The sequence below is a fragment of the Streptomyces sp. NPDC052036 genome (genome assembly GCF_040680495.1).
Classification (GTDB): domain Bacteria; phylum Actinomycetota; class Actinomycetes; order Streptomycetales; family Streptomycetaceae; genus Streptomyces.
The window spans coordinates 284,374-310,129 of record NZ_JBFAWW010000005.1 but is presented as its reverse complement, the minus strand read 5'-3'; the positions used below and the strand labels follow the sequence as shown (position 1 = coordinate 310,129).

Below are 25,756 nucleotides of genomic sequence, written 5' to 3'. Positions count from 1 at the left end.
TCGCCAACGCGGTGTACTGGTGCGAGGAGTTCCACATCGACGGTCTGCGCGTGGACGCGGTCGCCTCCATGCTCTACCTGGACTACTCGCGCGAGTACGGCCGGTGGCGGCCCAACCAGCACGGCGGCCGGGAGAACCTGGACGCCGTGGCGTTCCTCCAGGAGATGAACGCGACGGTGTACCGGCGGAATCCGGGTGTGGTGACCGTCGCGGAGGAGTCGACCGCCTGGGACGGCGTCACCCGTGCCACCCACCACCGGGGCCCGAGCGGCTTCGGGGGGCTGGGCTTCGGGCTGAAGTGGAACATGGGCTGGATGCACGACTCGCTGCAGTACATGGCCCATGAGCCGGTCCACCGCAGGTACCACCACCAGGAGATGACGTTCTCGATGGTGTACGCGTACAGCGAGAACTACGTCCTGCCCATCTCGCACGACGAGGTGGTGCACGGCAAGCGGTCGCTGGTGTCGAAGCTGCCGGGCGACTGGTGGCAGCAGCGCGCCGGCCTCCGTGCCTATCTGGGCTTCATGTGGTCCCATCCGGGCAAGCAGCTCCTGTTCATGGGTCAGGAGTTCGCCCAGGGCTCCGAGTGGTCCGAGGCGCGCGGCCCCGACTGGTGGCTGCTCGACCCGGGCTACGGGGCCGCGGCCGACCACCGGGGCGTACGCGAGCTGGTCCGCGAGCTGAACACGGTCTACCGTGCGACTCCGGCACTGTGGCAGCGGGACACCGAACCGTCCGGGTTCCAGTGGGTGACGGGGGACGCGGCCGACGACAACGTGCTGGCGTTCCTGCGCTTCGACGCGGACGGCACGCCCCTGCTGGCCGTCTCCCACTTCTCGCCGGTCGTCCGCCACGACTATCGGCTGGGCGTCCCGGACGACGTACCGGCCTGGCACGAGGTCCTGAACACCGATCTCGCGCGCTACGGCGGCAGCGACGTCCACAACCCGGACCCGCTGAAACCGGAGCCCACCCCCTGGCACGGCCGCCCGGCGAGCATCCGGCTGACGCTGCCGCCGCTGGCGACGGTGTGGCTGCGGCCCGCCTGACGCGGGACGCCCTGCGGGCGCCTCCGGGGGCGGCGGCTCCCGGAGGCGGCCCTCACTATGCGGTCGGCGCCTCGGCCAGGGCCTGCGGCAGCGGGTCCCGGTGCAGGATCCCCAACCGCTGCGTCGCCCGGGTCAGGGCCACGTACAGGTCGCTCGTGCCGTACCGGCCGGGCTCGACGACCAGCACGGAGTCGAACTCGAGCCCCTTGGACTGGCGCGGATCGAGCAGGACGACGGTCTGCGTCAGATCGGGCTCCGCGCCCGCCGTCACGCCGTCCAGCCGCGCGGCGAGCCGCCGGTGCAGATCACGCGGGGCGATCACCGCGAGCCGGCCCATGGGGGCACCGCCCCCGGGGGACGGGGTCAGCTCCCGGACCGCCGCCGCCACGGCTCCGGGCAGGTCGTCGGTGGCGCGCACCCAGGGCCGTACCCCCGTGGACCGCACCGAACTCGGCGGCTCGAAGTCCGGGTCCTCGGCCCGTACGACCGCCGCTGCGACCTCCATGATCTCGGCGGGTGTGCGGTAGTTGACGCCGAGGCGCGTGTGCTCGAAGCGGTCCTCGACATACGGCGCGAGGATCCCCGACCAGGAGCCGAACCCGGCGGACTCGGCGGTCTGCGCCGGATCCCCGACCAGCGTCATGGAGCGGGTCGGGCAGCGCCGCATCAGCAGCCGCCACGCCATCGCCGACAGTTCCTGCGCCTCGTCGACGATGATGTGCCCGAACGCCCAGGTGCGGTCGGCCGCCGCGCGTTCGGCGGCGCTGCGGTGGTCCGACTCCTCGTGCCGTTCGGCGAACCGCTCCGCGTCGATGATGTGGTGCGCGGACAGCACCTCGGACCCCTCGGGGTCGTCCTCCTCCTTGTCCTCGAACTCGTAGGTCCGGGAGGCGTACGAGACGTCCAGCACGCCCTGCGCGTACGACACCTGGGTCTCGCGCTCGCGTTCGGCGCGGGCGCGCGCCACCCGGTCGTCCTCGCCGAGGAGTTCGGCCGCCTCGTCGAGCAGCGGCACATCGGCGGCGGTCCAGGCCCGGGTGACCGGACGGCGGACGGCGGCCGCGTCCTCGTCGGACAGATAGCCCTCCGGTTCGGCGAGGAAGTCCGCGACCAGTCGCTGCGGGGTCAGCCGCGGCCACAACCGGTCGATCGCCGACCAGACTTCGGGGTTCTCCGCGAGTTCGTCGCGGATCTGGGTGATGTCGCTCGCGTCGAGGAGGTTCGAGCCGTCGTACGGGTCGGTCCCGATCCGTTCGGCGACCATGTCCGTCAGGGTGTTGAGGATGTGGCCCTCGAAGTGCTCGCGCGCAGCGTTGTGCGGCAGCTTCGCCGCGCGGGTGCGCTCGCGGGCCATGTGCACGAGCCCGTCGTCGAGCAGCAGCACGTCCCGGTCGTGCTCGATGGCCACGACCGGGGCGGGCAGCGACTGGCGGTCGCGGACGACCCGGGCCAGTACGTCGGCCATCTCCGCGCGGCCCTTGACGGCGCCGGCCTCGGGTGTGTCGGTCGCGGTGGCCCTGACCCCGGGGAACAGTTCGCCGACGGTCGCCAACAGCACCCCGGTCTCGCCCAGCGAGGGCAGCACCTCGCCGATGTACCCGAGGAACGCGGGGTTCGGGCCGACGATGAGGACGGCACGGCGGGCGAGCAGTTCCCGGTGCTCGTAGAGCAGATAGGCCGCCCGGTGCAGGGCCACGGCCGTCTTGCCGGTGCCGGGGCCGCCCTCCACCACGAGCACGCCCCGGTGCGGAGCGCGGATGATGCGGTCCTGGTCGGCCTGGATGGTCTGCACGATGTCGCTCATCCGGCCGGTGCGGGCGGAGTTGAGCGCGGCCAGCAGTACGGCGTCGCCGGTCGGGTCCTCGTGGCCGGTGCGCTCGTGGTCGGCGAGGTCGAGGATCTCGTCGTGCAGGGAGGTGACCCGGCGTCCGTCGGTGCCGATGTGCCGGCGCCTGCGCAGGCCCAGCGGGGTGTGACCGGTGGCCAGATAGAAGGGGCGCGCGACGTCGGCCCGCCAGTCGATGAGGATCGGCGTGCGCTCCGCGTCGTCGGCCCGCAGCCCGATACGGCCGATGTGGTGGCTCGCCCCGGAGGTGAGATCGATACGGCCGAAGCAGAGCGAACCGTCCACGGCGTTCAGCGCCGCCAGCAGCCCCGAGCGTTCGGCCACGAGGATGTCCCGCTCCAGCCGGGCCTGCAGGGGTTTGTCGCCCTGCGCGAGCGCGTCCGCGACAGAGGTCTCGGTGTCGCCGCGCAACACGTCCACCCGTGCGTACAGCCCGTCGATGAATTCCTGCTCATGCCGCAATTCATCGTCAGGAAATTCGGTGTTTGACAATTCCGCTCCCGACCCGATATACTGTGCTCACTGAACTTCTCCGCGACCGCATGTAAATGAAGTCGCGAATCATTGAATATACGCAGAGAAATCCCCCGGGCACAATTGCCCGGGGGATTTCTCTGTTGCGGACCAGGTCAGAGCACGTCGGACAGCTCCTCCAGCAGCCGTCGCTTGGGCCTGGCCCCCACCATCGCCCTCACCGGCTCACCGCCGCGGAACACCATGAAGGTCGGCATGGACAGCACCCTGTACGCGTTCGTCGTCGTCGGATTGGTGTCCACGTCCAGCTGCACCACCTTGAGCCGGCCCTCCTCCTCCGCGGCCAGGGCGCTGAGCACCGGCCCCATCTGCCGGCACGGCGGACACCAGTCGGCGGTGAACTCCACCAGCACGGGCAGCTCCGCGCCGATCACCTCCGCCTCGAAGTCCGCGTCCGTCACCTCGGCCACACCTGCCGCCTTGATCACCGCTGTCTCCCTCCCAACTCGCACACCGGTTCCGGACCGCCCGGAACCCCCGCCTCGGCCGCCAGCACGTCGCGGGCCTCCTCCGCCTTCGCCAGCTGCGCCCCGACCTGCGCCCGCACGGCGTTCAGCTCGCCGATCAGCGCGTCGAGCTCATCCAGCTTGCGGCGGTAGACCGCGAGCGACGCGGGACATGCGTCGCCCTCCGGGTGCCCGGCCCGCAGGCACTCCACGAAGGGCCGCGTCTCCTCCAGCTCGAACCCGAAGTCCCGCAGCGTCCGGATCTGCCGCAGCAGCTTCAGATCGCGCTCGTCGTAGGTGCGGTGCCCGTTGCCCGCGCGCCGCGCGGTCAGCAGCCCCCGTGACTCGTAGTACCGCAGGGTCCGGGTGGTGGTCCCGGCCCGCGCCGCCAGCTCACCGATTCGCATGCGCTCGACGGTAGCCCTTGACGCCGACGTCAAGGCAACACGTCGGCCGGGCGGTCCGGGCAGCCGCCGCGCGGGGCGGGCCCGTCAGCCGGGCGGCAGCAGCACCCGCCGCGCCGCGGTCCGGCCGCGCGCGGCCCGGACGTCATGAGGGCACCGGCCACCCCGGTGGCGCTGCTGTGGATGTCGGTCGCACCGGCCCGGCTCGGTCAAGGCCGCGGGCCCGCTGGGCCCGGCGCCGGCTCGGGTCAGACGGTGACCTCCAGGCCCGCCGACTCCTCCACCTCCATGAGCGAGGCGCTGTGCCGCTCCTCGTCGAACGCCTTGCGGCCACCGCGCAGCCCGAACAGCCGTTTGGCGATGGCGATGTAGAGGACCGCGAGGATGTTGAGCACCAGCGTGGCGATCTTCAGTCCGCTGATGTGCTCGGTGAGTTCGTAGATCTCCAGGGGCAGGAAGGCCGCGGTGGCGACGACCGTCAGATACTCCGCCCAGCGCCTGCCGTACCAGAGCCCGACCGCCTCGATCAGCTCGACCAGCGCATAGGCCAGCAGGAGCCCGGCGACCAGGAGCAGCGTGGAGTGCCGGTAGCCGAAGGCCTTCTGGATGGTGCCGACCACGGGTGAGTGGTCGAGGTCGTAGTGGAAGTGCCGGAAGACGGGCCGCAGCACGTCGAGGTACTCGGTGAACAGCCGCCGCACCGCGTCCTGGCTGTTGCTGAACTTCCACACGGCCACCGCGACGAGCACGATGAACGCGCCGCGCACGGCCCGTTCGATGGCCAGGAAGCGCAGGATGAACAGGTCGCGCAGCACCTTGCCGCGCGGCACGAGCGGTGCGTCGGAGGCCGGACCGGTGCCGTGCGGCTCGCCGAGCACGAAGTCGCCGCAGCGCAGGCACCGCCAGACGTCCCCGAGTGCCGTCAGGGCGTGCAGCCGAACCCGCAGCCGGGGATCGTCGGGCGCGTAGGTCACATGCCCGCGGCGCGCACAGGTGCGCCGGTCCCAGTCGATCTTCATGCCCCGTGCCTCCCGGACAAAAGGTGCCGTGCCGGTCGGTCCGGCACGGCACGTGTCGTACTCGTACTACGAGACGTCGGCGCAGGGGCCCGGGGTTCCGCGGCGGATCAGCGGTTTCCGGCGGCCGCGAGCTCGCGCTCCTCATTCTCCTCCCGCGCGGCGTCCGGGGCGCCCTTCCCCGGCAGCAGCACCCCGACCAGCACGGTCCCGACCGCGAGGATCACCGCGCCGACCAGGCTGGTGTGGGCGACCGCGTCCGCGAAGGAGGCCCCGACGGCGTCGGCCATCTGCCGCGCGCCGTGGGCGAGCTGGTCGGCCTGCGCCTTGAGCTGCCCGGCCTGCCGGGCGTTCTGGGCGTGCGCGGCCTGCTCGGCGAGCTGCCTGGCCTTGTCGCCGATGCCCTGCGCCACCGCGTATCCGGCGCCCACGGAGTCCTGGGCGGTGGACAGGGCACCCGGGGGCAGGCCGCGGCCGGCCGTGGCGTCCTTGAGGTGCGAGGAGTAGGAATCGGCGAGGACGGAGCCGAGGATGGCGATACCGAGCGAACCGCCGAGTTCGAGGGAGGTGTCGTTCACCGCGCCGCCGACGCCCAGTTCGGACTCCGGGAACGCGCCCATGATCGCGTCCGTGCAGGGCGAGAGCGCGAGGCCGATCGCGAGGCCCAGGATCACCAGGGGCAGCACGAAGTCGCCGTACGACGACGTGGAGTCGATCCGGGTGAGCAGCACGAGCGCGGCCGTACCGCCGACCATGCCCGCGGTCACCGTGATCCGCATGCCGATACGGGGGGTGAGGTAGCCGGTCAGCGCGGAGCCGACGAACACCGCGCCCGCGAGCGGCAGCATCCGCACCCCGGTCTGGAGGGCGTCGTAGCCGAGGACGAACTGGAGGTGCTGGGTGAGGTAGTAGAAGGCGCCGAAGACGGACAGGAAGAACAGGGCGACGGCGAGGTTGGAGCCGGCGAAGCGGCGGTGCGCGAAGCGGCGCACGTCGAGGACCGGGCGCGGGTGGCGCAGCTCCCACAGGACGAACAGGACGAGCCCGGTGCCCGCGACGACGGCCGCCGTGACCGCCTTGGCGCCCCAGCCGAAGTGCGGCCCCTCGATGATCATGTAGACGAGGGAGCCGACCCAGACCACCGACAGCGCGCCGCCGACATAGTCGACGCGGTCGTGGTGCGCGGCCCGGGAGGGCGGGACCAGGACGAAGGCGGCGACGAGCGCCACCGCGGCGATCGGCACGTTGATCAGGAACGTGGACGACCAGCCGTGGTCCTCCAGGAGGGCCCCGGCGACCAGGGGACCCGCCGCGATGGCGAGACCGGCGGTGGCGGTCCACAGGGTGATCGCCTTGGCCCGTTCGGCGCGCGGGAAGGTGGCGGCGAGGAGGGAGAGGGTGGCGGGCATGATCAGCGCGGCGCCGACGCCCATCACCGCACGGGCCGCGATGACCGCCGTGGCGCTGTCGGCCAGGTAGCCGGAGACGGCACCGCCGCCGAAGACGACGAGCCCCAGGACGAGTGCGCCGCGCCGGCTGTACTTGTCGCCGATCGCGCCGAGCAGCAGCATCAGGGCCGCGTAGGGGACCGTGTAGCCGTCGATGACCCACTGCAGGTCGGCGCCGGACAGGCCGAGGTCCCGGGTCATGTCGGGCGCGGCGACGGTGAGGGCGGTGTTCGCCATCACGATGATCAGCAGACTCAGGCAGAGCACCAGCAGCGCCCACCACCGCCGGGCGTAGGGCCGGTCCATCCTCTCGACCGGTTCGTTCATGACGAGACGCATGGCTGCGGGCCTTCCTCTTTCTCCATGGCCGAGGGCCCCGGGGGCCGACGACTTGCACAGTGGCGTGCAGTTGCACAACCATGTGCAATGTACGACGTTGCACAGCGCTGTGCAAACAAGGAGGGGGAGACTCTGCGGAGGCACATGAACGCGCCCGGGAGGACGTGCAGAATGGCAGCCATGACCACGGGTAACCCCAGCCGGGCCGACGCCAACCGCCGCCGCATCCTCGAGGTCGCGCTCACCGAGCTGCTGCGCGACCCCGACGCGTCCATGGACCAGATCGCCCGGGCCGCCGGCGTCGTACGACGCACGGTCTACGGCCACTTCCCGAGCCGCGAGGCACTGATCAGCACGCTCGTCGACGGCGCCGTCGAGGCGGTCGCGGCGGCGCACGCGGCGGGGCACGAGGGGGTGGCGGACCCCGCGGAGGCGGTGGCCCGCTCGATCCTGGCGGTGTGGGAGGTCGCCGACCGCTACCGGATCCTGGTCGCGCTGGCTCAGCGCAGCGTCACCGTGCAGGGCATCCGCGACCGCCTCACGCCGGTCCGCTCGGCCTGTGCCGGGATCCTGGCCCGTGGTCTGGAACAGGGCGTGTTCGTCTCACCGCTGCCGCCGAAGGCACTGGCGTACGTCCATGAGCAGATGCTGTTCGCGCTGATGGAGGCGGTGAACGACGGTCTGCTCCCGGCCCGGGACGCGGGCCCCTCCGCCGCGGTCACCCTGCTGTGCGCGGTGGGCGTGCCCGCCTCACGGGCCGCCGAACTGGTGGCGAAACTCGACGACTGACGCCCCCGGGCACCGGAAGGCGGCTGCCCCAGGGGCATACGGCACCCACGCCTGCCCGAGGGTGTCTACGGCACCGAGCGGCCGGGCCCACAGGGAGGGGGCCCGGCCGCTCGGGGTCAGGGGAGGTGCGGACCGGGCGGCCGGCGACGGGGGATCGGTCCGGCCGCCCGGGGTGCGGGGATATGGGGATATGGGGATATGGGGATGTGGGGACTACCCGGACACGAGGCTCAGGCCTTGGCCAGTTCCTTGTCGCCGCCCTGCTCGGGCATCGGGGCCGCGGCACCGTCCTCCGTGTCCACCAGGGTCTGCTCGTCGAAGGGGATCTCGCCCGCGAGCACCCGCCGCACCCGCTCCTTGTCGACCTCACCGGTCCAGGTGCCGATGAGCAGGGTGGCGACCGCGTTGCCCGCGAAGTTCGTCACGGCGCGGGCCTCGCTCATGAACCGGTCGATACCGATGATCAGGCCCACCCCGTCCACCAGGGCGGGCTTGTGCGACTGCAGACCGCTGGCCAGGACGGCGATACCGGAACCGGAGACACCGGCCGCACCCTTGGAGGCGACCATCATGAACAGCAGCAGACCGATCTGCTCCCCGATGCTCATGGGCTGGTCCATCGCGTCCGAGATGAACAGGGAGGCCATCGTCAGATAGATCATCGTGCCGTCGAGGTTGAAGGAGTAGCCGGTCGGCACCGTGATGCCGACGACCGGACGGCTGACGCCCAGGTGCTCCATCTTGGCGATGAGACGCGGCAGCGCGGACTCCGAGGAGGAGGTGGACACGATCAGCAGGAACTCACGGCCGAGGTACTTCAGCAGGTACCAGATGTTGACCTTGGCCACCACACGCACCAGCGCGCCGAGCACGATGCCGACGAACAGCAGACAGGTGATGTAGAACCCGACCATGATCGTGGCCAGCGCCTTCAGCGCGTCCACTCCGGTCTCGCCGACCACGGCCGCCATGGCGCCGAAGGCACCGATCGGGGCCGCCCACATGATCATCGCGAGCACCCGGAAGACCAGCCTCTGAATGTGCTGGACCCCGCGCAGGACGGGCTCGCCGGAGCGTCCCATGGCCTGCAGCGCGAAGCCCACGAGCAGCGCGACGAGCAGCGTCTGGAGCACCTGCTCCTGGGTGAAGGCCGACACCATGGTGGTCGGGATGATGCCGAGCAGGAAGTCCACCGGTCCCTCGGCGGCGGCCTTGGCTTGCTGGTGCCCGACACCCTTCACGGCCTCGGTCAGATGCATCCCGCTGCCGGGGTGGATGACATTGCCGACGACGAGACCGATGGCGAGCGCGACGGCGGACATCGCGAGGAAGTAGCCGAGGGCGAGCCCGCCCACCTTGCCGACCTTGGCGGCCTTCCGGACGGAGCCGACACCGAGCACGATCGTGCAGAAGATGATCGGCGAGATCATCATCTTGATCAGACTCACAAAGCCCGTACCGAGCGGCTTCAGCTCCTTGGCGAAATCGGGCGCGGCGAAGCCCACGGCGATGCCGAGGGCCACCGCGGCGATCACCGCGAGGTAGAGATAGTGGGTGCGGTCCCGCCTGGCTGCGGGCGCGGCTGGTGCCGTTCGGGGTGTGCTGGCCACGGCTGCCCTCCTCGACGACGTCGTCGGATGTTCCGGCGTGCGGCTCACGTCCGGGGAAACCGGGAGGCGTCCGCCCGGTGGCCGGAAGACATCCCCCCAGCGACCGGGAGGCGTCTTGCTCCCGGGGATGCGGTGACTATCTCCCGCCCTGTGAGGGCGGTCACCCTTCCGTTCATTTAGTTCACGCTTATACGGGGACGGTCACGCGGAGCGAGCGGGTCGCCGGGCCCGGTAAGGGGCCTGGACGCCGGGCCGGGCCCGCGAGGCAGACTGAACGCATGCGCGTGCCCAGACTCCCGAGACCCCGCAGCCTGGCCGGCCAGCTCTTCGCGATGCAGGCCGTGCTGATCGCGGTGCTCGTCGCCGGGTACGCCCTCTTCTCCTACGTCAGCGACCGCGGCCAGGCCCAGGAGGCGGCCGGCCGGCAGGCGATGGCGGTGGCCCGCTCGGTCGCGGACGCCCCCTCGGTGCGGACGGCGATCCACACCCCGGACCCGAGCCGGACGCTCCAGCCGTACGCGTCCGAGGTGCAGCGGCACACCGGCGTCGACTTCGTCACGATCATGAACCCCCAGGGCATCCGCTGGACCCACCCCAACCCGGAGCTGATCGGCGAGCACTTCCTCGGCCACACCGCCCGCGCACTGAAGGGCGAGTCGTTCACCGAGACCTACACCGGCACCCTGGGCCCGTCCGTGCGCGCGGTCACGCCGATTCGTGACGGCGGCCGGATCATCGGCCTGGTGAGCGCGGGCATCAAGGTCGACACCGTCTCAGCCCGGATCCGGGAACAGGTGACGACCCTGGTCTCGGTGGCGGGCGGGGCCCTGGCCCTGGGCGCCGTCGGCACATATGTGATCAACGCCCGGCTGCGCCGCTCCACCCATGGCATGAACGCCACCGAGCTGAGCCGGATGCACGACTACCACCAGGCCGCGCTGCACGCCGTGCGCGAGGGTCTGCTGATGCTGGACGGCCGCTTCCGGGTGGCGCTGATCAACGACGGCGGCCGGGAACTGCTCGGGGTGAGCGGCGACGTGGTGGGCCGCTCGGTCGCCGACCTGGGGCTGCCCGCCCCGCTGACGGGTGCGCTGCTGTCCTCCGAGCCCCGGGTCGACGAGGTCCATCTGACGGCGACGCGGGTCCTGGTCGTCAACACCTCACCGGTCTCCGGCGGCGAACGCCGGGGCACGGTGGTCACCCTGCGCGATGTGACCGAACTCCAGTCGCTGATGGGCGAGCTGGACTCGGAGCGCGGCTTCACCCAGGCGCTGCGCTCCCAGGCGCACGAGGCGGCCAACCGTCTGCACACGGTGGTCTCGTTGATCGAACTGGGCCGCGCGGAGGAGGCCGTCGACTTCGCCACGGCCGAACTGGAGCTGGCGCAGGCCCTCACGGACCAGGTGGTCGCCGCCGTGAACGAGCCGGTGCTCGCGGCTCTGCTGCTCGGCAAGGCTGCGCAGGCCAACGAGCGGGGCGTGGAACTGGTGGTCTCGGAGGCGAGCCGCATCGACGACGGGCTGCTGCCGGCGTCCCTGCCGGCCCGGGACCTGGTCACGATCCTCGGCAATCTGATCGACAACGCGGTGGACGCGACCCAGGGTGCGGAGGGCGGCCGGGTGACGGTGACCGCCTGTGCGGAGGGGGCGGAGCTGGTCCTGCGGGTGTCGGACACGGGAGCCGGGGTCGATCCCGCGCACGCGGAGGCGGTGTTCCGGCGCGGCTGGTCGACCAAACCGGCCCCCGCGTCCGGCGGCCGGGGCCTCGGCCTCGCCCTGGTCCGTCAGACGGTACGCCGCCACGAGGGCACGCTGACCGTGTCGGAGGCGGCGGGAGGCGGGGCCGAGTTCGAGGCGCGGATCCCGTTGCCTACCGTAGGGGCTGCATCGGGAGCGGACACGGCGGCGGATTCGGGGGCGGCCGACGCGCTTCCCGGGGCCTGCGCCGAGCCCGCCCTGCCCGGAGGTGACGTATGAGCGAGCCCATCCGCGTCCTTGTCGTAGAGGACGACCCGGTCGCCGCCGACGCCCATGTCATGTACGTGGGCCGGGTGCCGGGCTTCACGGCGGTGGGCACGGCGCACACGGGTGCGGAGGCACGGCGCCTGCTGGACCGGACCCCCGTGGACCTGCTGCTCCTGGACCTCCATCTGCCGGATGTGCACGGCCTGAAGCTGGCGCGCTCCCTGCGGGCGGCCGGCTACCACGCGGACGTGATAGCGGTGACGTCGGCGCGGGATCTGGCGGTGGTGCGGGAGGGGGTCTCGCTGGGGGTGGTCCAGTACGTGCTGAAGCCGTTCACCTTCGCGACGCTGCGGGACCGGCTGGTGCGGTACGCCGAGTTCCGGGGCGCGGCGGGCGAGGCGAGCGGCCAGGAGGAGGTGGACCGCGCCCTGGCCACGCTGCGGGCGCCGGGACCGGCGGCGCTGCCCAAGGGGCTGAGCGCGCCGACCTTGGAGCGGGTGACCGGGGTACTGCGGGAGCACGAGGAGGGACTGACGGCGGCGGGGGTCGCCGAGGCCGTCGGCATCTCCCGGATCACCGCCCGCCGCTATCTGGAGCACCTGGTGGAGGCGGGCCGGGCGGGTCGCAGTCCGCTGTACGGGCAGGTGGGGCGACCGGAGTTGGTGTACCGATGGGTCCGGGAGACCGGGCGGACACGCTGAATCCGGCCGACGGAAGCCCGGTCCCGGGTCCCGGCGGTCTGCGCAGCGGCACGGGGATCGACAGGTTCGCGCCGCGCCCCCCGCTCCCCCGCACCCCTTCGCCACGTGTCTCCCCCCTGACGTATCGGCCTCCCGTGTCCACCCGCGCCGGCGCTTCCCGGCTCGTCCCGTACGTCCCGTGATCACCGGCGGGGCCGTCGTGGTGAGCACGCATATACCCCGCCACCTTGCGCGACGCCGTCCGCGCCGCCCGCGGGAGCACCGCCCCGCCCAGGCCGTCCGGCCTCTGCGGCCCGCGCGGCGCGGCCGACGAGAAGCGCCGGCCGTCAAACCCCCGGCGGCCGAAACCGTATGTTCCTACAATCCGTGAGTGTGGCCGAACAGACCGTAGTCGCCGCAGTCCACGCGCCCCTACGTTGTGCGCGTGCACCGACCGCAGTCTCAGCAGCCCACTCCACCCACTCCGCCGTTCGACGCCCTTGCCGCCCGGAGACTGCGGGCGGCGCTCGGCATGCGGCCCGAACACGTCGCCTACGGCATGCGCTCCTCGTACGGGCTCCCCTATGTGACCGTCGACCTCGTGATCGCCTGGGAGCGCGGGATCAGCGCCCCGAGCACCTCCGAACTCACGGCGCTGGCAGGCATGTTGTGGTGCTCCCCCGGTGAACTCATCGGCACGCCGCGCACTTTGCGCGAGCACCGCGTCGCGCGCGGGCTCGCACCGGAGGACGTCGCGCACGCCGTAGACATCGAACTCCTCGCCTACGTACGGATGGAGGAGGCGGGCGAGTGGCGCGGCAACGACCGCCAGTCCGCCGCCCTCACCGAGGTGCTGGGCCTGACCCTGCCCGACTTCATCACGGTGACCGGGCGCGACGGCCGGCTCGCGGAACTGCTGCGCGGCGCGGTCACCGCCCGCTGGCAGGCCTACGTCCGCCCGCTGGGCAAACTGCTGCCCCTGGAGCGGCATCTCCTGGAGGACGCCCTGGAGGAGATGCACGCCGACTACCAGGGGCAGTTGGCCGCCACGCTCGGCTGGGGCGCCACGGCGGCCGCGACCGACTCCGGTGAGGCGGGCCGTGACTATCTCGACCACATCGTCGGGATCTTCTGGTCCACGGTCGAGAGGAGCTCCGCCTGAGCCCCCGGGGCGACCCGAAGGCCCGGAACCCCCAGACTTCCCGGAACGCTTAGAACAACGCCCGGAAAACCCAGAACGCCTGGAACGCCCAGAACGCCTGGAACGCCTGGAACGCCTGGAACGCCTAGAACACGGACTCCGCCTCGTCCATCCGGTCCCTGGGCACCGTCTTCAGCTCGGTCACCGCCTCCGCCAGCGGCACCATCACCACGTTCGTGCCGCGCAGCGCCGTCATCATGCCGAACTCGCCGCGGTGCGCCGCCTCCACGGCGTGCCAGCCGAAGCGGGTCGCGAGCACCCGGTCGTAGGCGGTCGGTGTGCCGCCGCGCTGGACGTGGCCGAGGATGACCGGCTTGGCCTCCTTGCCGAGCCGCCGCTCCAGCTCGTAGGCCAGCGCCGTGCCGATGCCTTGGAAGCGCTCGTGGCCGTACTGGTCGATCTCGCCCTTGCCGTAGTCCATGGTGCCCTCGGCGGGATGCGCGCCCTCGGCGACGCAGATCACCGCGAACTTCTTGCCGCGGGCGAAGCGCTCCTCGACCATCTTGACCAGGTCGGCGGGGTCGAAGGGGCGCTCGGGCAGACAGATGCCGTGGGCACCGGCCGACATGCCAGACTCCAGGGCGATCCATCCGGCGTGGCGGCCCATGACCTCCACGACCATCACGCGCTGATGGGACTCGGCCGTGGTCTTCAGCCGGTCCATGGCCTCGGTGGCCACGGTGACCGCGGTGTCGAAGCCGAAGGTGCGGTCCGTGGACGAGATGTCGTTGTCGATCGTCTTGGGGACGCCGACCACCGGCAGACCCGCGTCCGAGAGCATGCGCGCCGCGGTGAGCGTGCCCTCGCCGCCGATCGGGATGAGGGCGTCGATCCCGAAGTCGCGGATCATGTCCGAGGCGTTCTCGCACGCCTCGCGCAGCCGGTCGCGCTCCAGGCGGGACGAGCCGAGAATGGTGCCGCCGTGGGCCAGGATGCCGCTGACACCGTCGAGGTCGAGGGCGCGGTAGTGCCCCTCCAGCAGTCCTCGGTAGCCGTCCTCGAAGCCGATGACCTCGTCGCCGTACTGCGCCACGGCCCGGTGGACGACCGATCGGATCACTGCGTTCAGGCCTGGACAGTCGCCGCCCGCGGTGAGGACTCCGATGCGCATCGTGCTGTGTCTCCTGCTCGCTTTGATACCGGTGAGCCAGTCCGATTCTTTCACGCTCCACAGGTGGCTGCCGCGCCCACTCCACAGGCGGCTGCCGCGCCCGCCCCGACCGGCTTCCGGCCCCGCGACCTGACGGGCGCTTTATCCAGCCCCAGGGGTATTGTCAAGAGGGTTCTGCTCACCCGCGGGGTGGGTTTTCGCATGCCGCAGAAACCAACAAATACCCCCAGAAACGGTCAAGAACCCCACCCGAGAGACGAAACGGAGAGCCCGCGTGACGCCCAGCGTGTACGTGACCGGGATCGACCGCGGCGACGGCCGCCAGGTCGTCGAACTGGGAGTGATGGAGCTCCTGAGCCGACAGGTCGACCGGGTGGGCGTGTTCCGCCCGCTCGTCCACGACGGACCCGACCGCCTCTTCGAGCTGCTGCGGGCCCGCTACCGGCTGGCCCAGGACCCGGCGGCCGTGTACGGGATGAACTACCGGGAGGCGTCCGCGCTCCAGGCTGAGCGGGGGACGGACGAGCTGGTGTCGGCCCTCGTGGACCGCTTCCACGCCGTGGCCCGCGAGTACGACGTCGTCCTCGTCCTCGGCTCCGACTTCGCCGACACCCAGCTCCCGGACGAGCTGTCCCTCAACGCCCGGCTCGCCAACGAGTTCGGGGCGTCCGTGATCCCCGTCGTCGGCGGGCGCGACCAGTCCACCGAGTCCGTACGGGCCGAGGCGGGCAACGCCTACCGCGCGTACCACGGGCTGGGCTGCGACGTCCTCGCCATGGTCGTCAACCGGGTCGCCCGCGAGGACCGGGACGAGATAGCCGAGCGGCTGGACTCCCGGCTCCCCGTGCCCTGTTACGTCCTTCCCGACGATCCCGCCCTCTCCGCCCCGACGGTCGCCCAGATCGCCCACACCCTCGAAGCCAAGGTCCTCCTCGGCGACGAATCGGGGCTGGCCCGGGACGCGCTCGACTTCGTCTTCGGGGGGGCCATGCTGCCCAACCTCCTGGGCGCCCTGACCCCGGGCTGCCTGGTGGTGACCCCGGGCGACCGCGCCGACCTCGTCATCGGCTCGCTCGCCGCCCACAGCGCCGGCACCCCGCCGATCGCGGGTGTGCTGCTCACCCTGAACGAGGTGCCGCGCGAGGAGATCCTCACCCTCGCCGCCCGCCTGGCCCCGGGCACCCCGGTGCTCTCGGTGTCCGGCAACAGCTTCCCCACCGCCGCCCGGCTGTTCTCCCTGGAGGGGAAGCTGAACGCGGCCACCCCGCGCAAGGCGGAGCGGGCGCTCGGGCTCTTCGAGCGCCACGTCGACACCGCCGACCTCCTCACACGGGTGTCCGCCCCGAGCAGCGACCGGGTCACGCCGATGATGTTCGAGCACAAGCTGCTCGAACAGGCCCGCGCCGACAAGCGCCGGGTGGTGCTCCCGGAGGGCACCGAGGAGCGGGTGCTGCACGCCGCCGAGGTGCTGCTGCGCCGCGGTGTGTGCGACCTGACGCTGCTCGGGCCCGTCGACCAGATCCGCAAGAAGGCCGCCGACCTGGGCATCGACCTCGGTGACTCGCAGCTGATCGACCCGGCCACCTCTCCGCTGCGCGACTCCTTCGCCGAGAAGTACGCCCGGCTGCGCGCCCACAAGGGCGTCACCGTCGAGCTGGCGTACGACGTGGTCGCCGATGTGAACTACTTCGGCACCCTCATGGTCCAGGAGGGCCTGGCCGACGGCATGGTCTCCGGGTCCGTGCACTCCACGGCCGCCACCATCCGGCCCGCGTTCGAGATCATCAAGACGAAGCCCGACGCGAAGATCGTCAGCTCGGTGTTCTTCATGTGCCTCGCCGACAAGGTCCTCGTCTACGGGGACTGCGCGGTCAACCCCGACCCGAACGCCGAGCAGCTCGCCGACATCGCCATCCAGTCGGCCGCCACCGCCGAGCAGTTCGGGGTGGAGCCCCGGATCGCGATGCTGTCGTACTCCACCGGCACCTCCGGCTCGGGCGCCGACGTCGACAAGGTGCGCAAGGCCACCGAGCTGGTGCGGCTGCGCCGCAGCGATCTGAAGACCGAGGGTCCCATCCAGTACGACGCCGCGGTCGAGCCGACCGTCGCGGCGACCAAACTGCCGGGCTCGGAGGTCGCCGGGCAGGCGTCCGTGCTGATCTTCCCGGACCTCAACACCGGCAACAACACCTACAAGGCCGTGCAGCGCTCGGCCGGCGCGATCGCCGTCGGCCCGGTACTGCAGGGCCTGCGCAAGCCCGTCAACGACCTGTCCCGGGGCGCCCTCGTCCAGGACATCGTCAACACGGTCGCCATCACGGCGATCCAGGCCCAGACCCCCCATGAGAAGGCGACCGCCCAGTGAGCCCCTCCCGCGTCCTCGTCCTCAACTCCGGCTCCTCGTCGGTGAAGTACCAGCTGCTGGACATGCGTGACAGCAGCAGGCTGGCCACGGGGCTCGTCGAGCGCATCGGTGAGCAGACGTCGCGGCTGAGGCACACGGCGCTCACCACGGGCGAGACCCGCGAGCAGAACGGGCCGATCGCCGACCACCAGGCCGCGCTGAAGACCGTCGCCGAGGAGCTGGCCAGGGACGGGCTGGGCCTCGACTCGCCCGAGCTCGCCGCCATCGGCCACCGGGTGGTGCACGGCGGGCTGTTCTTCACCGAGCCCACCGTCATCGACGACGCCGTGCTCACCGAGATCGAGCGGCTGATCCCGGTCGCGCCGCTGCACAACCCGGCCAACCTCACCGGTATCCGCACTGCCATGGCGCTACGGCCGGACCTGCCGCAGGTCGCCGTCTTCGACACCGCGTTCCACACGACGATGCCGGAGTCCGCGGCGCGCTACGCGATCGACACCCGGACCGCCGACCGGTACCGGGTACGGCGCTACGGGTTCCACGGGACCTCGCACGCATATGTGTCCCGGGCGACCGCGAAGCTGCTGGGCAAGGCGCCGGAGGACGTCAACGTCATCGTGCTGCACCTGGGCAACGGGGCGTCCGCCTCGGCGGTCCGGGGCGGCCGGTGCGTGGACACCTCCATGGGGCTCACCCCGCTGGAGGGGCTCGTGATGGGCACGCGCTCCGGCGACGTTGATCCCGCCGTCATCTTCCATTTGGAGCGGGTCGGCGGAATGTCCATGGACGAGATCGACACTCTCCTCAACAAAAGGAGCGGTCTGTTCGGCCTCTGCGGCGACAACGACATGCGGGAGATACAGCGCCGGATCGACGAGGGCGACCAGGAGGCACAGCTCGCCTTCGACATCTACATCCATCGGCTGAAGAAGTACATCGGTGCGTACTTCGCGGTACTCGGCCGGGTGGACGCGGTCGCCTTCACGGCGGGCGTGGGCGAGAACGCGGCAGCGGTGCGCGCGGCGGCCGTGGCGGGCCTGGAGGGGCTGGGCCCGGCGGTGGACGACGGTCTGAACGCCGTACGCGGTGACGCGGCGCGGCTGATCTCGCCCGCGTCCGCGCGGGTGGCCGTCGCGGTGGTGCCGACGGACGAGGAACTGGAGATCGCCAGGCAGACGTATGCACTGGTCGGAAAGGACAAGTGAACAATTCTCGGTCTCGACTGAGCGCCGGTCCGCCCATTTGTATTTTCCTCCGGTCGGAATATTCCGCACCGAAACAAACCGATAGGATCGCCCCATGCGCCGTTCGAAAATCGTCTGTACTCTCGGCCCTGCGGTCGACTCCCACGAGATGCTCCTCGCGCTGATCGAAGCCGGCATGAATGTCGCCCGCTTCAACTTCAGCCATGGCACCCACGCCGAACACCAGGGGCGGTACGACCGCGTCCGTGCCGCGTCCGCCGAGACCGGCAAGGCCATCGGCGTCCTCGCCGACCTGCAGGGCCCGAAGATCCGCCTGGAGACCTTCGCGGAGGGTCCGGTCGAGCTGGTGCGCGGTGACGAGTTCACCATCACCACCGAGGACGTGCCGGGCGACAAGTCGATCTGCGGCACCACGTACAAGGGTCTGCCGGGCGATGTCTCCAAGGGCGACCAGATCCTGATCAACGACGGCAACGTCGAGCTGAAGGTCCTGGACGTCGAGGGCTCCCGGGTGAAGACGATCGTCATCGAGGGCGGTGTCATCTCCGACCACAAGGGCATCAACCTGCCCGGCGCGGCGGTGAACGTCCCGGCACTGTCCGAGAAGGACATCGATGACCTGCGCTTCGCGCTGCGCATGGGCTGCGACATGGTCGCGCTGTCCTTCGTGCGGGACGCCAACGACGTCAAGGACGTCCACCGCGTCATGGACGAGGAGGGGCGCCGCGTCCCGGTCATCGCCAAGGTGGAGAAGCCGCAGGCGGTGGCGAACATGGAGGACGTCGTGATGGCGTTCGACGGCGTGATGGTCGCGCGCGGCGACCTGGCCGTCGAATACCCCCTCGAAAAGGTCCCGATGGTGCAGAAGCGGCTGATCGAGCTGTGCCGCCGCAACGCCAAGCCGGTGATCGTGGCGACCCAGATGATGGAGTCGATGATCACCAACTCCCGTCCGACCCGCGCCGAGGCCTCCGACGTGGCCAACGCCATCCTGGACGGCACCGACGCGGTCATGCTGTCGGCCGAGTCGAGCGTCGGCGCGTACCCGGTCGAGACGGTCAAGACGATGTCGAAGATCGTCCAGGCCGCCGAGGAGGAGCTGCTCTCCAAGGGGCTGCAGCCGCTGGTTCCGGGCAAGAAGCCGCGGACGCAGGGCGGTTCGGTGGCCCGCGCGGCGGCCGAGATCGCGGACTTCCTGGGCGGCAAGGGCCTGGTCGCCTTCACCCAGTCCGGTGACACCGCCCGCCGGCTGTCCCGCTACCGGGCCTGCCAGCCGATCCTGGCGTTCACCACGGACGAGTCCACCCGCAACCAGCTGTCCCTGAGCTGGGGCGTGGAGTCGCACGTCGTGCCGTTCGTGAACAGCACCGACGAGATGGTCGACCTGGTCGACCAGCACCTGGTGCGGCTCAAGCGGTTCAACGACGGCGACATCGTGGTCATCACCGCCGGCTCCCCGCCCGGCGTCCCGGGCACCACGAACATGGTCCGCGTCCACCACCTGGGCGAGGGCCGCCGCAACTGACGTCCTGACGACGGATGTACGACGCCGGGGGCGCCTCCTGTGACAGGGGGCGCCCTTGCGCCGTGGGTTCAGGATCCGTGGATGCCGACCACTCGGCGGCCCTGACGGGGGCGTTGCGGCGGGCACGGGAATCGGACGGCCTCGGGGACGCCCCGGGAGAGGCAGCCGCGTCGGAATACGCCAGGGCCCCGCCGGTGTCCTGCCGGCGGGGCCCTGACTCCTGCGGCTCCCGGAAAGGTCTGAAAAAGGTGCTCAACTCGCCCCGGTGATGTACTGGTGCATGCCGGGGATGGTCAGCGTCCCGCCGAACTGGCCGGCCTGGGTGACCTTCACGTTGGTGAAGTAGATCAGCGGGATGTTCAGCGGCGGCGGGTTGTCCGGGCTGAACGTGATCGGGATCAGGCCGAGCAGGTTGCCGGAGATGCTCTCGGTGTACATCACCGTCTTGCCGTCGCGGATGGTCGACTTGGAGCCTTTGGCGGCCTGGACGTGGTACGTCTCGCCGTTCTGGCCGTCGACGAGCTGGTGCAGGTCACCGATGTCGGTGCCGTCGGAGATCACGTACTTCAGAACCCGCTTGACGGTCCCGCTCGCGGTGCGCACCTTGACGACGCCCTGGTAGTCGGCACCCTTCAGCAGCAGTGAGCTGGCCTCCAGGTGCCAGGGCTTGTCGGGCAGCGCCAGGATCTTCTCGACGCCGCCCTCGTCGTCGGTGGCCGCGACGCAGTCCGCGGGAGTGGAGCTCGCGGACGGGCTCGGGGTCGCGGACTCCGCCGCCTTCACAGCGTCGTCCGCCGCCTTGCCGGCCTCGGAGGCGGCCTTCGTCGCCGTGTCCGTGGTGTCCTTGACGGTGTCCTTGACCGTGTCGTTGATCTTCTTGACCGTCTTGGTGGCGGACGTGGAAGACGACGTCGACGACGAGGACGTGCCGCTGCTGTCCTTCGCGGCCTTGGTGCCCTGGGTCGCGGACGGCGACGGCGTGGCGCTCGCGCCCGTGTCGCTCGACGAGGTACCGCCGGGCGTCAGGATGTTCTTGAGCGCGCTGCCGAGGTCGTCCAGCACACCGCCGTGGGTCGCGGAGGCCGACGGCGCGGCACCGCCGCCCGACGACGTACCGGATCCGCTCGCGGAGGACGCGGACGGCGCGGGCGTGGCCTCGTCGTCGGAACCTGAATCCGACGAAGAAGGCTTGTCCGGCTTTGTGTCCGGTGTCTTGTCCGAGGTGGCCGAGGGCGTCGGCTCCGCCGTGCCGGCGGACTTCGACGCGCTCGCCGACGCGGACGGCGACGGCGTCGCCGAGGCGTCCTTGGAGTCCTTGGACTTGTCCAGGACCTCGACGCACTTCTGGTACTCGTCGGCCGTCATGGTCCTGGAGGACGAGTGGTCGTCGGCGCGGGCGAGCGTCGGCGTCAGCCCCATCCCCATGAGAACCGCCGTCGGCATCGCCGCCAGGGCAATCGCCTTGCCGGCCGGCACGTGGAACCTGGTGAACAGCGGCTTCCTCGGGGCCGCGTGGCGCGGCCCGGTTCTCACACGGGACGCGTCCACGTCCGTCCCGTGGGTCACCTCGTCAGCCGGCACTGTGCCTCCCGTTCGTCCCGTTGACCGGGGTCGTCTTGGTCAGGTCCTGCGGCTCGTTCACCCCATCCGGGGCCACCTCGGGGGCACCGCCGCCGCCCGCCGCCCCTGCCTGGGCCGGCTGCTGCGAGGGCGGGGCGCCCGGTGCCCAGGACACGGCCATGGCTCCACCGACCAGGGCGAGCAGGAAGCCCACGACAAAGCCGCCGAAGTTGGACACCGGGAGGGACACCAGCGCCAGCAGGATCGCCGCGACGCCAGCGAACGTGCGGATGTGCTGCTGGAACCAGAGGCTGATGCCGAGGACTATCAGCAGCACGCCGATGATGAGGGAGCCCGCGCCACCCGTGGTGGCCATGGCCAGCGTCAGATGACCGAGCTGCAGGTGCGCGTACGGGAAGTAGAGGATCGGGAAGCCCCCGAGCAGGACGAACAGTCCGGCCCAGAACGGCCTCGTGCCCCGCCAGGCGCGGAACTGCAGCCTCCGGCGGCTGAACTGACCGGGTCCGGCGGCAGAAATCTCGGCGCTCATGGAAAACAGCTCCCTGGTGCAGCGTTGCTGTAGGTGGTGGTGCGAAGGTGTGGGGGGTGTGTGAAGGAGCGGTTGAAGGTGGAACGGGCGGGGGCGCCTTCGGCTCCCCCGCCCGTCACCGAGTGCTCAGTGCTTGAGCTGGCACTCGTTGTTGCCCTTCGACAGGCTCATGTTGAGCCCGCTCAGCGTGAAGGTGCCCGCGGTCGTCGCCCAGGCGTGCTGCTCCACGCCGCTCAGCACCGCGTGCTTGGCCTGCTGGGCGAATCCGGCCGGGTTCGACTGCTCGCCGCCGCCCTTCATGCCCGGGCCCTTGCCGCCCTTGTCGGCGCCCGTGTCGCCGGCCGCCACACCGATGTCGATGTCGTCGAACTTGGCGTCGGCCTTGAGGTCGTTGACGTCGATGTAGATGTTGTGAGCCGAGACCTTGGGGTGTCCCGCCCCGCCCGCCGTCAGCGTCAGCGTGACGTCGCCGAGCACCGGGATCGGGGTGACCACGGACTGGCACAGGTCCGTGATCTCGGCGTCCTTGAACGCCGACACGGCAACGGGGTGAGCCGTCTTGCCGCCGTCGAGCGTGTAACCGTTGTCAACCGCCCCGTACTGCTCGAAGCCCCAACCCTCAAGCTGGGTGGCGGTCACCTTGAACTGCTGGCCCGACACGCTGAACGAAGCGGCCAGAGCGCCCTGTGCCAGGGCCACGCCTATCGCTGCCGTCGCGGCGACGCTGGGCACCATGACCACAGCGAACCGCTTCCATCTGGTCCCGCCACGCACCTGGGACTCCATATTTCCTCCTTCTCGGACGTACATCTCCTGGCCCCAGTTCGCTACCGTGCGGCAGCTCAGCAGGGCAGGGATGGGAGAAGTGCTACGTCCTCGGGAAGGAGAGCGCCCGCGGTCGGCGGCGCGAACCGCGCCCGAATCACCGGCGATCACCCCCGAGCGACAACCACTGGTCGCGCCTGACACGCATCACGCACAACCTGCCGGACAGGCTCCGCCAGGGCGGAGACCCCCCTGTCCAGGAGCCGGCGCCACTGCCGTCGGCTCCTGCCCGGTGGGGACCCACGAAAACCCGTTGCCCCGGCTGGGTGTCGGGTACGGCGATGGACCGAGCGTGGCCGATCGTGGTGCATTCTCGCCGCCCCCGCAAGGGGGTTCGTTACTCACTAGTAACGGCCGGATAACCGAACAACGACCCCCTGGTCTCGCTCGGCAACTCTTAGTGGCCTCATAGGAGATGACTAAACGGTTGAAGTAGGGACAGACCCCGACAGAACCAGAGGCTCGACTTACTCCAAGTAACAGCGGCCGCGATTACCAAGATTTGGTAAAGCGCGGCCGCAATGCACCTCTGCCGTCAAACTTTCACCCGGGCATCACACGCCCTGGCGTTTAGCAACTGGTCAGAACAAAGCCCTCGCGAGCGCCCGCCGAGCCGCCGCCACACGCGGGTCCTCGGCACCGACCACCTCGAAGAGCTCCAGCAGCCGCAGCCGCACGGCCTCCCGGTCCTCGCCCGCCGTGCGCCGCACGGTCTCGACGAGCCGCCCGAGCGCGTCCTCCACATGGCCGCCCACCAGATCCAGGTCCGCCGCCGCGATCTGCGCCGACACGTCACCGGGCTTCTCCGCGGCCTCCTTGCGCACCCGCTGCGGGTCCAGGTCGCTCACACGCTGCAGCAACTCGGCCTGGGCGAGACCCAGTCCGGCCTCGGTGTTGCCCGGGTCGTCGCTCAGCACGTTCTTGTACGCCTGGACCGCACCGCTCAGGTCACCCGCGTCCAGAGCCTGCACCGCCGCTTCGAGCTGAGCGTCGTAGGGGCCGGCCGGAACCTCGGCGGCCACCGGCGCCGCGCCCGGCTCGGCGTCCGGGTCGACGGTCAGACCGGTCAGCCCGAAGCGCTGCTCGGCGACCTGGACGAGCTGGTCGAGGGTCGCGCGGATCTGCTCCTCGGGGGCGGCTCCCTGGAAGAGGGGAAGCGCCTGGCCGGCGACGACGGCGAAGACGGCGGGGATCCCCTGGATGCCGAACTGCTGCATCAGCATCTGGTTGGCGTCGACGTCGATCTTGGCGAGCACGAACCGGCCGCTGTACTCATGGGCCAGCCGCTCCAGGACCGGGCTCAGCTGCTTGCAGGGCTGGCACCACTCGGCCCAGAAGTCGATGACGACCGGGACCTCGGTGGAGCGCTGGAGGACGTCGGTCTCGAACCCCGCCTCGTCGACGTCGATGACGAGGTCGGCAGGGGAGACCGCGCCGCCTCCACCCTGCCGGGCCGCTTCGGCGCGCGCCTGCTCCGCCTTCGCCTTGGCCTCTTGGGCGGCCTTCACCGCGGCGAGGTCGACGACTCCGCTCATGGACATGTTCCGTGGCTGCATGAGTACATCCTCCCCCCTCCGAAACGCCGCTGTGAAAAGCGTCGTGAAAGCCGTGCCCGCCGGTCGTGATCCGCGCCTGGGTCCCCACCCGGCGCCCGTGGTCGTCGCTGGTCCGCGCGCCGCTTGGACGCGCTTCCGCTACGAGTCGTAGCGTAACTGCCCGCGGGGGTCGCCGTGACCCGTCCACAGGTGATCTCCCTCACCACTTCACACAACGCACGGATATGGCCGAACCACAGCGCCGGATAGGGTCACCGATATGCAGCGCAGCACGCCCGCCGCCCGTACGGGGCGCCCACGCAGCGCCGCCGCGGACGCCGCGATCCTGGAGGCGACGCGGGAGGCACTGGTCGAGCTGGGCTGGTCGAAGCTCACGCTGGGGGACGTGGCGACCCGCGCGGGGGTCGCGAAGACCACTCTCTACCGCCGCTGGGCCGGCAAGAACGAGCTGGTGGTGGACGCGGTGGCGGCCCTGTTCGACGAGCTGGAGCTGCCCGACCGGGGGAGCCTCGCCGCGGACATCGAGGGTGTGGTGCTGCAGTTCGCGGCGATCCTGGACCGCCCCGAGGCGAAGAGCGGTCTGATGGCGGTCGTGGCGGAGTCCACGCGCGACGGGGCGCTGCGCGAACGCATCCGCACCTCCATCGTCGACCGTCAGAAGCGTCTGGTCGTCCAGGGCCGGGCCCGCGCGGCGTCCCGCGGCGAACTGCCGCCCGAGACGGATCCCGAGGCCGCCGCGCGCGGGGCGGACCTGATCTTCGACATGGTCGCGGGTGCGGTGGTCCACCGCACCCTGGTCAGCGCCGAGCCCGTGGACGAGGACTGGGTCCGGCGGTTCTCCGCGGTGCTGCTCGGCGGGCTCGCGGCGAGCGGCACCTGACGCCGCACGCCCCGCACGGGCGCCTCCCGGGGCGGCGACCCGGCCGCCGCCGCACCCCGGGCCGGTCGGTCCTTCACGCCTTCCGGCGCGCGCCCACCGGAGTTCACCGGTCGTGCGGTGCCGGACTCTCGTCGCCAAGACATGCCCCCGTCATCATGGCGGCGGCGGGCATCTACTCGCATAGACCCCGCTTCGGGTTCCACCCGCTCCATCCCCGACAGCGCGTCATCGACCCTTCGTCCCAGGAGGACCGATCCACGTGAGACCTCATCACCCCCGCCGGCACGGCACCACCGTCCGCCGCCGCGGCGCCGTCACGGCCCTCGCCGTGTCCCTCGCCGCCCTGTGCGCCGGCCAGACCCTCGGCGGACCGTCCGCCGTGGCAGCCCCGAAGACCTCCGCCTCCGCCTCCGCATCCGCCGCCGCGACCGCGTCGGCGGTCTCCGCCGCGGAGAACCAGGCCGCGCGGGCGATCGCCGGCTCGCTCTCCGCCCCCGCCTGGCGCACCCGCGTCCGCACGGCCGCCCTCTCCTCCCACGAGGTGGCCGTCACCGCGCTGGCCGGCCGGGCCGGCTACGGCGCGCTGAAGTCCGCACTGTCCTCGGCCGACCGGCGGATCGCCACCGCCAAGGGGCTGGGCACCGACGCCGGTCCGCTGCTCCGGCTGCGGCTCGGGGACCCCGCCATGCGCGCCGGGCTCACCGCCGGAGCGCAGCCGTGGGTGGCCGCGGCCGCCGCTACGGCGCCCGCGGCAACGGCTGGATGACCGTGGAGCCCTACTTCGTACAGGAGTTCTGAGAGGGGACCGCGCAAAGCGGCGGGCCGGCGGGAAGGGGTTCCCGCCGGCCCG

At 71.2% G+C, this 25,756-nt stretch carries 21 protein-coding genes; 10 read left to right on the top strand and 11 right to left on the bottom strand.

Going from position 1 to position 25,756, the window contains the following annotated elements; genetic code table 11:
- Nucleotides 1-1,052: 1,4-alpha-glucan branching enzyme (gene glgB / locus AB0L95_RS11250; protein WP_365160378.1), on the top strand; the 1,052-nt coding region annotated here is incomplete at its 5' end.
- Nucleotides 1,053-1,107: 55 nt separating this feature from the next.
- Here the strand turns inward: glgB and AB0L95_RS11245 are convergent.
- The 5 genes from AB0L95_RS11245 to AB0L95_RS11225 all read right to left on the bottom strand — a co-directional run bounded on the left by AB0L95_RS11245 (nucleotide 1,108) and on the right by AB0L95_RS11225 (nucleotide 7,085).
- On the bottom strand, nucleotides 1,108-3,408 hold the full coding sequence (locus AB0L95_RS11245; RefSeq protein WP_365160425.1) for an ATP-dependent DNA helicase: 2,301 nt from the start codon (nucleotides 3,406-3,408) through the stop codon (nucleotides 1,108-1,110).
- A 119-nt stretch (nucleotides 3,409-3,527) separates the two neighbouring features.
- A complete protein-coding gene (locus AB0L95_RS11240; protein WP_365160375.1) occupies nucleotides 3,528-3,860 on the bottom strand; it encodes a thioredoxin domain-containing protein in 333 nt (110 codons plus the stop codon).
- Nucleotides 3,857-4,285, bottom strand: a complete 429-nt coding sequence (locus AB0L95_RS11235) for a MerR family transcriptional regulator (RefSeq protein WP_365160372.1) — start codon at nucleotides 4,283-4,285, stop codon at nucleotides 3,857-3,859. Before AB0L95_RS11235 ends, AB0L95_RS11240 begins: the two co-directional genes overlap by 4 nt.
- A 245-nt stretch (nucleotides 4,286-4,530) precedes the next feature.
- Nucleotides 4,531-5,301 (bottom strand): DUF2127 domain-containing protein, encoded by a 771-nt coding sequence (locus AB0L95_RS11230; RefSeq protein ID WP_365160370.1) that lies wholly within the window; start codon nucleotides 5,299-5,301, stop codon nucleotides 4,531-4,533.
- A 107-nt stretch (nucleotides 5,302-5,408) separates the two neighbouring features.
- Nucleotides 5,409-7,085: an MFS transporter gene (locus AB0L95_RS11225; RefSeq protein ID WP_365160367.1), complete on the bottom strand. Its 1,677-nt coding sequence runs from the start codon at nucleotides 7,083-7,085 to the stop codon at nucleotides 5,409-5,411.
- Nucleotides 7,086-7,256: 171 nt separating this feature from the next.
- Between AB0L95_RS11225 and AB0L95_RS11220 the strand changes: the two genes are divergently transcribed.
- Nucleotides 7,257-7,874 carry a TetR/AcrR family transcriptional regulator gene (locus tag AB0L95_RS11220; protein ID WP_365160364.1) on the top strand — a complete coding sequence of 206 codons (618 nt, stop codon included), beginning with the start codon at nucleotides 7,257-7,259 and terminating at the stop codon, nucleotides 7,872-7,874.
- A gap of 230 nt (nucleotides 7,875-8,104) precedes the next feature.
- Here AB0L95_RS11220 and AB0L95_RS11215 read toward each other — a convergent pair whose 3' ends face one another.
- Nucleotides 8,105-9,484 carry a cation:dicarboxylase symporter family transporter gene (locus AB0L95_RS11215; protein WP_365160361.1) on the bottom strand — a complete coding sequence of 460 codons (1,380 nt, stop codon included), beginning with the start codon at nucleotides 9,482-9,484 and terminating at the stop codon, nucleotides 8,105-8,107.
- A 278-nt stretch (nucleotides 9,485-9,762) separates the two neighbouring features.
- Here AB0L95_RS11215 and AB0L95_RS11210 point away from each other — a divergent pair, with 278 nt between their 5' ends.
- The 3 genes from AB0L95_RS11210 to AB0L95_RS11200 all read left to right on the top strand — a co-directional run bounded on the left by AB0L95_RS11210 (nucleotide 9,763) and on the right by AB0L95_RS11200 (nucleotide 13,290).
- Nucleotides 9,763-11,460, top strand: coding sequence for a sensor histidine kinase (locus AB0L95_RS11210; protein ID WP_365160358.1), 1,698 nt, complete (start codon nucleotides 9,763-9,765; stop codon nucleotides 11,458-11,460).
- On the top strand, nucleotides 11,457-12,149 hold the full coding sequence (locus AB0L95_RS11205) for a response regulator (protein WP_365160355.1): 693 nt from the start codon (nucleotides 11,457-11,459) through the stop codon (nucleotides 12,147-12,149). The genes AB0L95_RS11210 and AB0L95_RS11205 overlap by 4 nt, the downstream gene beginning before the upstream one ends.
- Before the next feature lie 418 nt (nucleotides 12,150-12,567).
- The gene (locus AB0L95_RS11200) at nucleotides 12,568-13,290 is read left to right on the top strand and encodes a helix-turn-helix transcriptional regulator (RefSeq protein WP_365160352.1); all 723 of its coding nucleotides are present in this window, start codon (nucleotides 12,568-12,570) and stop codon (nucleotides 13,288-13,290) included.
- 124 nt (nucleotides 13,291-13,414) lie between these two features.
- On the opposite strand, the gene AB0L95_RS11195 is transcribed toward AB0L95_RS11200, so the two are convergent.
- Nucleotides 13,415-14,440, bottom strand: coding sequence for an ATP-dependent 6-phosphofructokinase (locus AB0L95_RS11195; protein ID WP_365160349.1), 1,026 nt, complete (start codon nucleotides 14,438-14,440; stop codon nucleotides 13,415-13,417).
- 274 nt (nucleotides 14,441-14,714) lie between these two features.
- On the opposite strand from AB0L95_RS11195, the gene pta reads away from it, so the two are divergent.
- The 3 genes from pta to pyk all read left to right on the top strand — a co-directional run bounded on the left by pta (nucleotide 14,715) and on the right by pyk (nucleotide 19,535).
- Nucleotides 14,715-16,805: a phosphate acetyltransferase gene (gene pta / locus AB0L95_RS11190; protein WP_365160347.1), complete on the top strand. Its 2,091-nt coding sequence runs from the start codon at nucleotides 14,715-14,717 to the stop codon at nucleotides 16,803-16,805.
- Nucleotides 16,802-18,010 carry an acetate kinase gene (locus AB0L95_RS11185; protein ID WP_365160344.1) on the top strand — a complete coding sequence of 403 codons (1,209 nt, stop codon included), beginning with the start codon at nucleotides 16,802-16,804 and terminating at the stop codon, nucleotides 18,008-18,010. Before pta ends, AB0L95_RS11185 begins: the two co-directional genes overlap by 4 nt.
- 94 nt (nucleotides 18,011-18,104) lie before the next feature.
- Nucleotides 18,105-19,535, top strand: coding sequence for a pyruvate kinase (pyk, locus tag AB0L95_RS11180; RefSeq protein ID WP_365160342.1), 1,431 nt, complete (start codon nucleotides 18,105-18,107; stop codon nucleotides 19,533-19,535).
- Nucleotides 19,536-19,787: 252 nt separating this feature from the next.
- On the opposite strand, the gene AB0L95_RS11175 is transcribed toward pyk, so the two are convergent.
- From AB0L95_RS11175 to AB0L95_RS11160, 4 genes are all read right to left on the bottom strand, one after another.
- Nucleotides 19,788-21,116 carry a hypothetical protein gene (locus AB0L95_RS11175; protein WP_365160339.1) on the bottom strand — a complete coding sequence of 443 codons (1,329 nt, stop codon included), beginning with the start codon at nucleotides 21,114-21,116 and terminating at the stop codon, nucleotides 19,788-19,790.
- Nucleotides 21,106-21,645 (bottom strand): DUF6114 domain-containing protein, encoded by a 540-nt coding sequence (locus tag AB0L95_RS11170; protein WP_365160336.1) that lies wholly within the window; start codon nucleotides 21,643-21,645, stop codon nucleotides 21,106-21,108. Before AB0L95_RS11170 ends, AB0L95_RS11175 begins: the two co-directional genes overlap by 11 nt.
- 126 nt (nucleotides 21,646-21,771) lie before the next feature.
- Entirely contained in the window at nucleotides 21,772-22,431 is a 660-nt protein-coding gene (locus tag AB0L95_RS11165; protein WP_365160333.1) for a DUF6230 family protein, read from the bottom strand.
- Nucleotides 22,432-23,051: 620 nt separating this feature from the next.
- Nucleotides 23,052-24,026, bottom strand: coding sequence for a tetratricopeptide repeat protein (locus tag AB0L95_RS11160; RefSeq protein WP_365160331.1), 975 nt, complete (start codon nucleotides 24,024-24,026; stop codon nucleotides 23,052-23,054).
- Nucleotides 24,027-24,285: 259 nt separating this feature from the next.
- On the opposite strand from AB0L95_RS11160, the gene AB0L95_RS11155 reads away from it, so the two are divergent.
- Nucleotides 24,286-24,906: a TetR/AcrR family transcriptional regulator gene (locus AB0L95_RS11155; protein ID WP_365160328.1), complete on the top strand. Its 621-nt coding sequence runs from the start codon at nucleotides 24,286-24,288 to the stop codon at nucleotides 24,904-24,906.
- A gap of 259 nt (nucleotides 24,907-25,165) precedes the next feature.
- Nucleotides 25,166-25,672: a hypothetical protein gene (locus AB0L95_RS11150; RefSeq protein WP_365160325.1), complete on the top strand. Its 507-nt coding sequence runs from the start codon at nucleotides 25,166-25,168 to the stop codon at nucleotides 25,670-25,672.
- The last annotated feature ends 84 nt before the right edge of the window (nucleotides 25,673-25,756 follow it).